At 69.8% G+C, this 13635-nt stretch carries 8 protein-coding genes; 4 read left to right on the forward strand and 4 right to left on the reverse strand.

What is annotated here, in order from left to right; translation table 11 throughout:
* Nucleotides 1–89: 89 nt before the first annotated feature.
* From CHR28_RS21415 to metH, 4 genes are all read right to left on the reverse strand, one after another.
* On the reverse strand, nt 90–1673 hold the full coding sequence (locus CHR28_RS21415; protein WP_094055295.1) for an ABC transporter substrate-binding protein: 1584 nt from the start codon (nt 1671–1673) through the stop codon (nt 90–92).
* A 108-nt stretch (nt 1674–1781) separates the two neighbouring features.
* A complete protein-coding gene (locus CHR28_RS21420; protein ID WP_094055296.1) occupies nt 1782–3386 on the reverse strand; it encodes an ABC transporter substrate-binding protein in 1605 nt (534 codons plus the stop codon).
* A gap of 409 nt (nt 3387–3795) precedes the next feature.
* Entirely contained in the window at nt 3796–4497 is a 702-nt protein-coding gene (locus CHR28_RS21430) for an HAD family hydrolase (RefSeq protein ID WP_094055297.1), read from the reverse strand.
* Nucleotides 4498–4665: 168 nt separating this feature from the next.
* The gene (gene metH / locus CHR28_RS21435) at nt 4666–8181 is read right to left on the reverse strand and encodes a methionine synthase (RefSeq protein ID WP_094055298.1); all 3516 of its coding nucleotides are present in this window, start codon (nt 8179–8181) and stop codon (nt 4666–4668) included.
* A 316-nt stretch (nt 8182–8497) separates the two neighbouring features.
* On the opposite strand from metH, the gene CHR28_RS21440 reads away from it, so the two are divergent.
* From CHR28_RS21440 to CHR28_RS21455, 4 genes are all read left to right on the forward strand, one after another.
* Nucleotides 8498–9271 (forward strand): IclR family transcriptional regulator, encoded by a 774-nt coding sequence (locus tag CHR28_RS21440; RefSeq protein ID WP_094055299.1) that lies wholly within the window; start codon nt 8498–8500, stop codon nt 9269–9271.
* Between the two features lie 273 nt (nt 9272–9544).
* Entirely contained in the window at nt 9545–10339 is a 795-nt protein-coding gene (locus CHR28_RS21445) for an MIP/aquaporin family protein (protein WP_094055300.1), read from the forward strand.
* A gap of 83 nt (nt 10340–10422) precedes the next feature.
* Nucleotides 10423–11961, forward strand: coding sequence for a glycerol kinase GlpK (gene glpK, locus CHR28_RS21450; RefSeq protein ID WP_094055301.1), 1539 nt, complete (start codon nt 10423–10425; stop codon nt 11959–11961).
* 8 nt (nt 11962–11969) lie between these two features.
* Nucleotides 11970–13586: a glycerol-3-phosphate dehydrogenase/oxidase gene (locus CHR28_RS21455; RefSeq protein WP_094055302.1), complete on the forward strand. Its 1617-nt coding sequence runs from the start codon at nt 11970–11972 to the stop codon at nt 13584–13586.
* The last annotated feature ends 49 nt before the right edge of the window (nt 13587–13635 follow it).

A 13635-nucleotide genomic window follows, 5' to 3' on the forward strand; every position in this document is an offset into this window, starting at 1 on the left:
CCACGCACACGCAAACCGCACACCGCGCACGAAGAGAAGGGCGCCCCCCGCCGAGCAGGGGGCGCCCTTCTTCACGTCACATCCGTGCGTCAGACGTCCTTGCTCAGCTCCCAGAAGCGGAACACGGTCGACGCGTCGAGGCAGTACTCCAGGCCGTAGACGCCGTCGCGGACGACCGCGTACTGCTTGGCCTGCCACACCGGCAGGACGGGGAGTTCCTCGGCGACGATGTCCTGCAGCTCGCCGAACTCCTTGTCCGTGGCGGCCCGGTTGGTCAGCGAGGCGGTGCGCGGGATGAGCGAGCCGGTGATGGTGCCGTTCTCGTAGTTGTTGTTCAGCACGTTGCCCTTGCCGAAGAAGGGGGCCGTGAAGTTGTCGGCGTCCGGGTAGTCGGGGACCCAGCCCTTCACGTAGACGCCGTACTTGCCGGCCGCGATGTCCTTCTCGTACTGGCCGAAGGCCACGGACTTCACGTCGGCGTCGAACAGACCGCTGGCGTTGAGCTGGCCGGCGATGGCGTTCAGCTCCTGGTCGGTGGCGGGGCCGTAGCGGGACGGGGTCGACCAGAGGGTCAGCTTCACCTTGCCGGTGATGCCGTCCTCGCGCAGCGCGTCGGCGGCCTTGGCCTTGGAGGGCCGGGCGCCGTAGGTGTCGAAGAAGGCGGTGTTGTGGCCGGCGATGCCGGCCGGGATGATCGAGTACAGCGGGGTCGCGGTGCCCTGGTAGACGTCCCGGATCAGGGCCTCGCGGTCGAGCAGGTGGGCGATGGCCTTGCGGACGCCGAGCTTGCCGGCGACCGGGTGGTCCATGTTGAACACCAGGTGCTGGACCTCGGCGCTGCTGCCCTCGACGACCTCGGCGCCGGTGCCGTCGTCGGCCTTCTCCATGTCGGCGATGTCGCCCGCGGTCAGACCGCGGTAGGCGATGTCGACTTCCTCGTTCTGGATGGCCTGCTTCAGGGCGGTCTGGTCGCCGTCGAAGAACTTGAGCGTCACGCCGGTGTTCTTCACCTCGGCGGTGCCCTTGTAGTTCTCGTTGACGGAGAAGACGGCCTGGTTCTCGTCGATCGAGTCGAGCTTGTAGGGGCCGGAGCCGACGGCCTGGCCGTCCTTGCGCAGCCCGTCCGCGTCGTACGCGCGGTGGTCGACGATGGACCCGGCGCCGGAGGCGATCTTGCTGGGGAAGGTGGCGTCGGCCGTGTTGAGCCGGAAGACGACCGTCTTCTCGTCGGGCGTCTCGACCTTCTCCAGCGTGGGGAACATGATCGCGGGCCCGTCGGGGTCGTTGATCTTCAGCATGCGGTCGAAGGTGAACTTGACGTCCTTCGAGGTGAGTTCGTCACCGTTGCTGAACTTCAGCCCGTCCTTCAGGGTGCACTTGTAGACCGTGGTCTGTGCGTCGCTGAACGCGCAGCTCTCCGCGGCCTCGGGCTGGGGTTCGGTGGCGCCCTTGGGGAAGCTGAGCAGCGACTGGAAGACGTTGTTGAACAACAGCCAGGAGCCCGGGTCGTAGCCGGATGCCGGGTCGGTGGCCAGGACGTCGTCGGACATCCCCACCACCACGTTGGAGCCGTCCCCCGCGGAGTTTCCGGTCTCCGTGCCACAGCCGGTCAGCAGTCCGGAGGCGAGCCCGGCCACGATGGGCAGGACCGGCCACTGGTTGCGCATGTTCACGTGTGTGCCTTGTCGTCGGTTCTCGAGAACGCCCGGAGCCTGTCCCCGGCTCCGGGGCACGGTTCCCCGGGGGCCGCGGTCACCGGCCCCGGGGTTCCATCGGGTGCGTCAGCCGCTCACACCGCGCCCGAGCTCCCACAGCTGGAGCGTCGAGGAGGAGTTGAGGGCGTAGGCAGTACCGGTGATGTCGTCGCGCGCGGCGACGTACTGCTTGCCCTGCCACAGCGGCAGCACCGGCACGTCACTGGCGACGATGTCCTGAATGTCCGTCAGGCTGGTGGAGGCGGACAGCCGGTCCGCCTCACGGCGGGACTCGGGGATCAGGGTGTTGCGGATGCGGCCGTTGGCGTAGGGCGAGCCGAGGGTGTTGTCCTTGTCGAGGAACGGCGCGAGGAAGTTGTCGGCGTCCGGGAAGTCCGGGAACCAGCCCATGCCGTAGACGTCGTACTCGCCCTTCTTCTCGGCCGGGCGGAACGTGTCCCACGGGGTGCCCTTGATGCCGACCTCGAACAGCCCGCTGGAGTTCAGCTGGTCGCGCAGGACCTCGAACTCCTTCTTGGTGCCGGGGCCGTAGTGGTCGGTCGTGTAGTGCAGCGTGAGCTTCACCGGGGTGGTGACGTTCGCCTGGTTGAGCAGCGAGCGCGCCTTGGTGACGCTCGGGTCGCCGTACTTGTTGAAGAACGAGTTGGAGTGGCCCGTGACGCTGGCCGGGACCAGCGAGTACAGCGGCTCGGCCTGGGAGCCGTAGACCTTGGCGACCAGGGCGCTGCGGTTGACGACCTGGGCCATCGCCTGGCGCACGGCCTTGGACTTCACGCTCGGGGCGTCGGTGTCGAAGCCCAGGTAGCGGATCTCCAGGCCGGGCATCTCGACGAGGTCGACCTCGGTGTCCGCGTCGCCCGAGAGCTTGCGGATCTGGTCCGGGGACATGGCGCGGGTCATCAGGTCGATGTCGCCCTTCTCCAGCGCCTCGCCCATGGCGTCGGCGTCCTTGAAGGAGACCATCTCGACCTTGTCGTTGTTCACCTTGAGGGTCCCCTTGTACTCGGGGTTCCTGGTGAACTCGGCCCGGACCATCTCGTCGTTCTCGACGACGGCCTTGAGGGTGTACGGACCCGAGCCTTCGAGGTCGAAACCGTCGCGCAGCTTGTTCTTCGGGTAGTCGTCCGGGTCGACGATGCCCGCGACCGGGGTCGACAGCTTGTAGGGGAAGGTGGCGTCGGCCGTCTTCAGGTGGAAGATGACCTCGCGGTCGCCCTGCGTCTCGACGGTGTCGACCGTGGACAGCAGGGCGAAGACACCGCTGTCGGCCTTGAGGGAGAGGGCGCGGTCGATGGAGTACTTCACGTCGGCCGCGGTGACGGGGTCGCCGTTGGCGAACTTCAGGCCGTCGCGCAGGGTGCAGGCGTAGCGCTCGTTGCCGGTGTCGGTGAAGCCGCAGCGCTCGGCGGCCTCGGGGACCGGCTCGCCCTCACCGCGCGGCTGGATCATCAGCGTCTGCACGGTCTGGCGCAGGACGTTCCAGGTGCCGACGTCGTAGGCGTACGCCGGGTCGAGGGGCGCGGGCGCGTCCTTCGAGGCGGTGAACCGGTCCGTGGTGCCGACGACGATCGCGTCGCTGTCGCCGCTCCCACTGCCGGAACCGCCGCAGGCGGCGAGCACCGGCGCGAGCAGGCCGACGACGGCCGGCAGCACCAAAGTCTTGCGGTTCATGCTCGAGTTTCTCCAGAGCTGTCGACTCCGTGTACCCGGCATGCAGGGGTGGCGCAGCGGATCACGGGGGTGGGGCGAGGTTCTCGCGACGAGATTAGTCCGGCCCGGCAGGAACCTTCGCAGCCACTGGAGTTGAGCACCCATCACGCTGCGGAACCGGGCGTGGACACACCGAAAACCCGACAGCGGAAGCTTTGGTACAGCGTTCCATGAATCGGGACACAAGGGCACGCCGACGGCCCCCCGGAGGGGGTGCACAGCACACACCGGACCCGCTGTCGACCCCGGATCGCGTGGGGAACGTCACACGCGTAAACAGGTTCGAGGGTACGGGAATTCGGTCATCCGCAGGGGTTCGAATTCACCTGCGGAATTACCGCCCTATCCCCGCTGCACGCTGGGTGAACGGCTAGCGCATTTCCGTCATCAGACCGTGCAGAAATGTCAGGTCGACCTCTTCGAGCGAGCTGACCACCGTGCGCCTGAGGGCCGGCTGGATGGGGGCGACGGAGGGCACGGCCACGACCCGGCAGCCGGCGGCCTCCGCCGCGGCGACGCCGGTGGCGGTGTCCTCGATGACGGCACAGCGGGCCGGGTCCGCTCCGAGCCCGGCGGCGGCCGCCAGGTAGGGGTCGGGGTGGGGCTTGGTGCGCGGCACCTCGTCGCCGGCGACCGACAGGTGGAAGTGGTGCGCGCCGAGCGAGGCGAGCACGCGGTCGATGATGCGCCGGTGCGAGGCGGAGACGAGGGCCGTGGGGATCTCGTACTCGTACAGCTCGGCGAGCAGCCGGCCGGCGCCCGGCATCAGCGGCAGGGCGCGTCCGATGCGCTCCTCGAAGCCGTCGTTGAGCAGGACCGTGAGTTCGTCGAGGCCGATGTCGGCTCCGGTGGCCTCGATCAGGAAGCCCGCGCTGCGGGTCATGGGACCGCCGACCACGACATGGCGCCAGGACTCGTCGAGGGTGTGGCCGAGCGAGGCGAAGACCTCGACCTCGACGTCCCACCAGAAGCCCTCCGTGTCCACCAGGGTGCCGTCCATGTCGAGGAGCACGGCCTGGAGGGCCGACCCTTCGGCCGTCCGGGTACCGAGCGCGGGGACCGTACTGGTCATCCACCTACCTCCTTGAGGGACGATCAGGCCGGCTCCCACGAGGGGAACCGGCCTGCAGTGGACCGACCAGTCTACGTCGTGTCCGGCGTAAGTGCCTCGTTTGGCCGCTGTGCCGCCGGGCACACGGTGCGTACGCCGGGGGTGGCGGCGTGTGCCCGGCGGGCCGGGTCAGCGGGCGTTGAAGTACTTCGCCTCGGGGTGGTGGATCACGATGGCGTCCGTGGACTGCTCCGGGTGCAGCTGGAACTCCTCGGACAGGTGGACGCCGATGCGCTCCGGCTGGAGCAGGTCCGCGATCTTGGCGCGGTCCTCCAGGTTCGGGCAGGCGCCGTAGCCGAGGGAGAAGCGGGCGCCCCGGTACTTGAGCTCGAACATGCCCTGCATCTCGTCCGGGTCCTCGCCGGCGAAGCCGAGTTCGGAGCGGACGCGGGCGTGCCAGTACTCGGCGAGGGCCTCGGCGAGCTGCACGGACAGGCCGTGCAGTTCGAGGTAGTCACGGTAGGCGTTGGCCTCGAACAGGCGTGCGGTCTCCTCGCCGATGCGTGAGCCGACGGTGACGACCTGGAGGCCGACGACGTCGGTCTCGCCGGACTCCTCCGGGCGGAAGAAGTCGGCCAGGCACAGGCGCCGGCCCCGGCGCTGGCGCGGGAAGGTGAAGCGGGTGCGCTCGTTGCCCTGGTCGTCCAGGATGATCAGGTCGTCGTCCTTGGAGACGCAGGGGAAGTAGCCGTAGACCACGGCCGCCTCCAGCAGGTTCTCCGTCTGGAGCCGGTCGAGCAGGCCGCGCAGCCGGGGGCGGCCCTCGCTCTCGACGAGTGCCTCGTAGGACGGGCCCTCGCCCGTGCGGGCCTGCTTCAGGCCCCACTGCCCCTTGAACAGGGCGCCCTCGTCGAGCCAGCTCGCGTACTCCTTGAGCTGGATGCCCTTGATGACGCGGGTGCCGCGGAAGGGCGGGGTGGGCACGGGGTTGTCGGTGGCCACGTCGGAGCGGACGTGCCCCTCCTCGGGGCGCTCCTCCACGGCGGCCGGGGCGGCGGCCCGGACCCGGCGCTGCTTCAGCTCGGGCAGCTTCGCGCCGGGCACGCCCCGCTTGACGCCGATGAGGGCGTCCATCAGGCGCAGGCCCTCGAAGGCGTCGCGGGCGTAGCGCACCTCGCCCTCGTAGAGCTCGTGCAGGTCCTGCTCGACGTAGGCGCGGGTGAGGGCGGCGCCGCCGAGGATGACCGGGTACTTCGCCGCCAGGTCGCGCTGGTTCAGCTCCTCCAGGTTCTCCTTCATGATCACGGTGGACTTGACCAGGAGACCGGACATGCCGATGACGTCGGCCCGGTGCTCCTCGGCGGCGTCGAGGATCGCGGAGACCGGCTGCTTGATGCCGAGGTTGACGACGTTGTAGCCGTTGTTGGTCAGGATGATGTCGACGAGGTTCTTGCCGATGTCGTGCACGTCGCCGCGCACGGTGGCGAGGACGATGGTGCCCTTGCCGGCCTCGTCGGTCTTCTCCATGTGCGGTTCGAGGTGGGCGACGGCGGCCTTCATCACCTCGGCGGACTGCAGGACGAACGGCAGCTGCATCTGGCCGGAGCCGAACAGCTCGCCGACGACCTTCATGCCCTCCAGCAGGGTCTGGTTGACGATGTCGAGCGCGGGCCGCTCCCGGAGCGCCTCGTCGAGGTCGGCTTCGAGGCCGTTGCGCTCGCCGTCGATGATGCGGCGCTGCAGGCGCTCGTCCAGCGGCAGGGCGGCCAGCTCCTCGGCCTTGCCGGCCTTGAGGGACTTGGCCGTGGCGCCCTCGAAGAGCTGCATGAGCTTCTGCAGCGGGTCGTAGCCCTCGGCACGGCGGTCGTAGATGAGGTCCAGAGCCGTCTGGACCTCCTCCTCGCTGAAGCGGGCGATCGGCAGGATCTTCGAGGCGTGCACGATCGCCGAGTCCAGGCCCGCCTTGACGCACTCGTCGAGGAATACGGAGTTCAGCAGGATGCGGGCGGCCGGGTTGAGGCCGAAGGAGATGTTGGACAGGCCCAGGGTCGTCTGCACCTTCGGGTGGCGCCGCTTCAGTTCGCGGATGCCCTCGATGGTGGCGATGCCGTCCTTGCGGGACTCCTCCTGGCCGGTGCAGATGGTGAAGGTGAGGCAGTCGACGAGGATGTCCTCCTCGTGGATGCCCCAGTTGCCGGTGAGGTCGTCGATGAGCCGCTCGGCGATCTCGACCTTCTTCTCGGCGGTGCGGGCCTGGCCCTCCTCGTCGATGGTGAGCGCGATGAGGGCGGCGCCGTGCTCCTTGGCGAGCTGGGTGACCTTGGCGAAGCGGGACTCGGGGCCGTCGCCGTCCTCGTAGTTCACCGAGTTGATCACCGCGCGGCCGCCGAGCTTCTCCAGGCCGGCCCGGATCACCTCGACCTCGGTGGAGTCCAGCACGATCGGCAGGGTGGAGGCGGTGGCGAAGCGGCCGGCCAGTTCCTCCATGTCGGCGACGCCGTCGCGGCCGACGTAGTCCACGCACAGGTCGAGCATGTGCGCGCCCTCGCGGATCTGCTCGCGCGCCATCTCCACGCAGTCGTCCCAGCGGCCGTCCAGCATGGCCTCGCGGAACTTCTTCGAGCCGTTGGCGTTGGTGCGCTCGCCGATGGCCAGGTAGGAGGTGTCCTGCCGGAACGGCACCGACTGGTACAGGGAGGCGGCGCCCGGCTCGGGCTGGGGGGCGCGCTCGGTCGGGGTGACGTCCCGGACCCGCTCGACCAGCTGCCGCAGGTGCTCGGGGGTGGTGCCGCAGCAGCCGCCGACCAGGGACAGGCCGTAGTCCCGGACGAAGTTCTGCTGGGCGTCGGCCAGGCCCTCGGGGTCGAGCGGGAAGTGCGCGCCGTCCTTGGTGAGGATCGGCAGGCCGGCGTTGGGCATGCACAGCAGCGGGATGCGCGAGTGGCGCGTCAGGTAGCGCAGGTGCTCGCTCATCTCGGCGGGGCCGGTGGAGCAGTTCAGGCCGATCATGTCGATGCCGAGGGGCTCCAGCGCGGTCAGCGCCGCGCCGATCTCGGAGCCGAGCAGCATGGTGCCGGTGGTCTCGAACGCCATGGAACACAGCAGGGGGACCTCGACGCCGGTGGCCTCCATGGCCCGGCGGGCGCCCAGGACGGACGCCTTGGTCTGCAGGAGGTCCTGCGTGGTCTCCACGATGAGCGCGTCGGCGCCGCCGGCGAGCAGGCCCTCGGCGTTGGCCTGGTAGCCGTCGCGGATCGTGCCGTAGGTGATGTGGCCGAGCGTGGGCAGCTTGGTGCCGGGGCCGATGGAGCCCAGGACCCAGCGGGGCCGTCCGTCGCGGGCGGCGTACTCGTCGGCCGCCTCGCGGGCGATGCGGGCGCCGGCCTCGGACAGTTCGTGGATCCGCTCGGAGATCTCGTACTCGGCCATGGCCGAGTGGTTGGCGCCGAAGGTGTTGGTCTCGACGCAGTCGACGCCGACGGCGAAGTAGGCGTCGTGGACGGAGCGGACGATGTCCGGGCGGGTCAGGTTGAGGATCTCGTTGCAGCCCTCGAGATTCTCGAAGTCCTCCAGCGTGGGGTCCTGTGCCTGGAGCATGGTGCCCATGGCACCGTCGGCCACCACCACACGGGTGGCCAGTGCCTCTCGGAGCGCGGACACGCGGGTCCGGCTGTCTGCGGAAGGGGTCGGCGGCAACGAGGCCATGAAAAGGGCTCCCTCGGATGCGACGGCTGTCGGCTATGCGGCTTCCCGGACATCCGGCAGGGCATCCGGGGACGGCGCACGGCGCCAGCGTAACCGGGAGTCGGCTTGGATGGGCAGCGCGTCCACGGGGCGGACGCGCCGGCGTAGTCGGGGCCTCCCGGGCGGCGCACGGGTGACGGTCCGGCCGGGGGCGACACAACAAATGGTGACCCGCCATTAGCGAGAGGTCGGCAACGACCGGTAGTGTTCGACATTGCCGAACGAGGGCTGTCGGCCCCGCTTGTCGGCGGTCGAAGGGGACGGAGGCAGTACGGCGATGGCACGGAACATCCAGTCGCTCGAGCGAGCGGCCGCGATGCTGCGGCTGCTGGCGGGCGGCGAGCGGCGGCTCGGCCTGTCGGACATCGCCTCGTCGCTGGGCCTGGCCAAGGGCACGGCCCACGGCATACTGCGCACCCTCCAGCAGGAGGGCTTCGTCGAGCAGGACGACGCCTCCGGGCGCTATCAGCTGGGCGCGGAGCTGCTGCGCCTGGGCACGACCTACCTGGACGTGCACGAGCTGCGGGCGCGCGCCCTGGTGTGGACCGACGACCTGGCCCGCTCCAGCGGCGAGAGCGTCTACCTGGGCGTGCTGCACCAGCAGGGCGTGCTGATCGTGCACCACGTGTTCCGGCCCGACGACAGCCGGCAGGTCCTGGAGATCGGGGCCATGCAGCCGCTGCACTCCACGGCCCTGGGCAAGGTGCTGTCCGCCTACGACCCGGTGGCGCACAGCGAGGCCCTGGAGGCCGACCGCAAGGCGTTCACGGACCGCACGGTGTGCGAGCCGGAGGAGTTCGAGCACATCCTCGACGTCACGCGCGCGCGGGGTTACGCGGCGGACGTGGAGGAGACCTGGGAGGGCGTCGCCTCGCTCGCCGCCCCCATCCACGACCGGCGGCGGATGCCGGTCGGCGCGGTCGGCATCACCGGCGCCGTGGAGCGGCTGTGCCGCCCCGGCGAGGAGGCCGTGCTGCGCCCCGAGCTCATCGCGGCCGTCCGGGACTGCGCCCGCGCGGTCTCTCGCGACCTGGGCGCCGGGCGGTTCTGACGCCTCACCACACAACCGGGACGCCGGACGGCGTCCCGGACTTCGGCATGCCCGGGCGCATCCCCGTTCCGACCTGCACGAAGATCCACGGACGCACGGCGATCAGTAACGATCGTGTTTTCGACGACACAGCTCTTGACGTGCTCGTAACGCCGAAGCAAGACTCCCGTCCATCGGTCGACATTGTCGAACAGCTACCGGCAATACGCGCTAGAGTGTGACAACGCCAGGCCGGTATCGAACTTCCCTGGACGTAGGACAAAGGAGTCGCGGGTGTCCAGCTCCGACATCTTCATCGGCGAGACCATCGGTACCGCCATACTCATCCTCCTCGGCGGTGGCGTCTGCGCCGCCGTCACGCTGAAGGCTTCCAAGGCCCGTAACGCCGGCTGGCTCGCCATCACCTTCGGGTGGGGCTTCGCGGTGCTCACGGCGGTCTACACCACGGCGCCGCTCTCCGGCGCCCATCTGAACCCGGCCGTCACGCTCGCCCTGGCGATCAAGGACGGCGACTGGAACAACGTTCCGGTCTACTGGGCCGGACAGGTCCTCGGCGCCATGATCGGCGCGGCCCTGGTCTGGATCGCCTACTACGGTCAGTTCCACGCCCACCTCACCGACCGCGAGATCGTCGGCGGTCCGGGTGCGCAGGACACGGCGGCCAAGGCCGTCGAGGCCCAGGAGCAGGGCGCCGGCCCCGTGCTGGGCGTCTTCTCCACCGGCCCCGAGGTCCGGGTCGCCTGGCAGAACGTCGCCACGGAGGTCATCGGCACGATCGTGCTGGTGCTGGCCGTGCTCACCCAGGGCCTGAACGACGCGGGCAACGGCCTGGGCACCCTGGGGGCCCTGATCACCGCGCTCGTGGTGGTCTCCATCGGCCTCTCCCTCGGCGGCCCGACGGGGTACGCGATCAACCCGGCCCGTGACCTCGGTCCGCGTATCGTGCACGCCCTGCTGCCGCTGCCCAACAAGGGCGGCTCCGACTGGGGCTACGCCTGGGTTCCCGTGGTGGGTCCGCTGATCGGCGGCGCCATCGCGGCAGGCATCTACAACGTCGCATTCGCCTAGGAGTACGACTTCGCGTCCGCGCGAAACTTCCAGCAAGCGCCGTACGTAAAGCCCCTTAAAACCGGAATTACCAGGAGCACACAGTGACCGACGCGCACACCGCCGGCCCCTTCATCGCCGCCATCGACCAGGGCACCACCTCGTCGCGCTGCATCGTCTTCGACCGGGACGGCCGGATCGTCTCCGTCGACCAGAAGGAGCACGAGCAGATCTTCCCGAAGCCGGGCTGGGTCGAGCACAACGCCACCGAGATCTGGACGAACGTCCAGGAGGTCGTCGCCGGGGCCATCGAGAAGGCCGGCATCACCCGCGACGACATCAAGGCCATCGGCATCACCAACCAGCGCGAGACGACCGTGCTGTGGGACAAGAACACCGGTGAGCCCGTCCACAACGCCATCGTCTGGCAGGACACCCGCACCGACGCCCTCTGCCGCGAGCTCGGCCGCAACGTCGGCCAGGACCGCTTCCGCCGCGAGACCGGCCTCCCCCTGGCCTCCTACTTCGCCGGTCCGAAGGCCCGCTGGCTGCTCGACAACGTCGACGGGCTCAAGGAGCGCGCCGAGGCGGGCGACATCCTCTTCGGCACGATGGACACTTGGGTCATCTGGAACCTGACCGGTGGTGTCGACGGCGGCAAGCACGTCACGGACGTCACCAACGCCTCGCGCACGATGCTGATGAACCTGCACACCATGCAGTGGGACGACAAGATCTGCGAGTCGATCGGCGTCCCGAAGCAGATCCTGCCCGAGATCCGCTCCTCCGCCGAGGTCTACGGCGAGATCACCGGCGGCAAGCTCGGCGAGCTGCTCGGCGGCATCCCGGTGGCCTCCGCGCTCGGCGACCAGCAGGCCGCCCTGTTCGGCCAGACCTGTTTCGCCGAGGGCGAGACCAAGTCGACCTACGGCACCGGCACCTTCATGGTGATGAACACCGGCGACAAGATCATCAACTCCTACAGCGGCCTGCTCACCACCGTCGGCTACAAGATCGGCGACCAGGACACGGTCTACGCCCTGGAGGGCTCGATCGCCGTCACGGGTTCGCTGGTGCAGTGGATGCGCGACCAGATGGGCCTGATCTCCACCGCCGCCGAGATCGAGACCCTCGCCCTGTCGGTCGAGGACAACGGCGGCGCCTACTTCGTGCCGGCCTTCTCCGGCCTGTTCGCCCCGTACTGGCGCTCCGACGCCCGCGGTGTGATCGCCGGCCTGACCCGGTACGTCACCAAGGCGCACCTCGCGCGCGCCGTCCTGGAGGCCACCGCCTGGCAGACGCGGGAGATCGCCGACGCCATGACCAAGGACTCCGGCGTCGAGCTGGCCGCCCTCAAGGTCGACGGCGGCATGACCTCCAACAACCTGCTGATGCAGACCCTCGCCGACTTCGTGGACGCCCCCGTGGTGCGCCCGATGGTCGCCGAGACCACCTGCCTCGGCGCCGCCTACGCCGCCGGCCTCGCCGTCGGCTTCTGGAACAGCACCGACGACCTGCGCGCCAACTGGCGCCGGGCCGCCGAGTGGACCCCCCGCATGGACGCGGAGACCCGCGCCCGTGAGTACAAGAACTGGCTCAAGGCCGTCGAGCGGACCATGGGCTGGCTCGAGGACGAGGAGTAAGAAACAGCATGACCACTCAGTCCACCCTGCAGTCCGTGCCTGCCCTGGGGACGCACCCGGCCTCCGGCTCCAACCCGAGCCGGGCCGAGACCAGGGAGCAGCTCGCCAAGGCGTCGTACGACCTTCTCGTGATCGGCGGTGGCATCCTGGGCATCTCCACCGCCTGGCATGCCGCGCAGTCCGGCCTCAGGGTGGCTCTGGTGGACGCCGGCGACTTCGCCGGCGCCACGTCCTCCGCCTCCTCCAAGCTGCTCCACGGCGGTCTGCGCTACCTGCAGACCGGCGCGGTGAAGCTGGTGGCGGAGAACCACTTCGAGCGCCGTGCGGTCTCCCGCCAGGTGGCTCCCCACCTGGCGAACCCGCTCACGTTCTACCTCCCGGTGTACAAGGGCGGGCCGCACGGCGCGGCGAAGCTGGGCGCGGGCGTCTTCGCCTACTCCGCGCTCTCCGCCTTCGGCGACGGCGTCGGGCACCTGCTCTCGCCGGCCAAGGCCGCGCAGGACGTGCCCGAGCTGCGCACCGAGAACCTCAAGGCCGTGGCCGTCTACGGCGACGACCAGATGAACGACGCCCGCATGGCGCTGATGACGGTCCGCGCGGCCGTCGAGGCCGGCGCGGTCGTGCTCAACCACGCCGAGGTCACCGGCCTGCGCTTCACCCAGGGCCGGGTCACGGGCGCCGAGCTGAAGGACCGGCTGTCCGGCGACGAGTTCGGCGTCAACGCCCGGCTGGTGCTGAACGCGACCGGTCCGTGGGTCGACCACCTGCGCCGGATGGAGAACCCGGACGCGGCGCCCTCCATCCGCCTGTCGAAGGGCGCGCACCTGGTCCTCAAGCGCACCTCCCCCTGGAAGGCCGCGCTCGCCACCCCGATCGACAAGTACCGCATCACCTTCGCCCTCCCCTGGGAGGACATGCTGCTGCTCGGCACCACCGACGAGGTGTTCGAGGGCGACCCGGCGGACGTCTCGGTCACCGAGCAGGACATAACCCAGATCCTGGACGAGGCCGCCTTCTCGGTCCGCGACCAGCAGCTCAGCCGTGACCTGATCACGTACTCCTTCGCCGGCCTGCGCGTGCTGCCGGGCGGCCCCGGCGACACCGCCAAGGCCAAGCGTGAGACGGTCGTCACCGAGGGCCGGGGCGGCATGCTGTCCGTCGCGGGCGGCAAGTGGACCACCTTCCGCCACATCGGCCGGACGATCATGAAGAAGCTGGAGACGCTTCCGGGCCACCCGCTCGGCGACGACTTCGAGCCGATCAGCTCGCTGCCGAAGAAGCTGCCGCTGCCCGGTATCGCCAACCCGCGCGCGGTCGCCCACCGGCTGCTGACCGACCGCCCGGCGCCCGGCCCGCGCATGGCGGCCGACACGGCCCGGCACCTGGCCACGCACTACGGCTCGCTGGCCTTCGACATCGCCCGGCTGGCCAACGAGAGCCCGGAGCTCGCCGAGCGCGTCCACCCCGACGCCCCGGAGATCTGGGCCCAGGTCGTCTGGGCGCGGGACCACGAGTGGGCCGAGACGCAGGACGACGTGCTGCGCCGCCGGACCACGCTGACCATCCGCGGCCTGGCCACGGGCGAGGTCCGCGCCAAGGTGCAGGACCTGCTCGACAAGAAGTAGGCACCACCCGGGCAGGACCGGGGGTCGCGAGGGGCGGTTCCACGCCGAC

This window comes from Streptomyces sp. XY006, from assembly GCF_002237655.1.
GTDB lineage: Bacteria > Actinomycetota > Actinomycetes > Streptomycetales > Streptomycetaceae > Streptomyces > Streptomyces levis.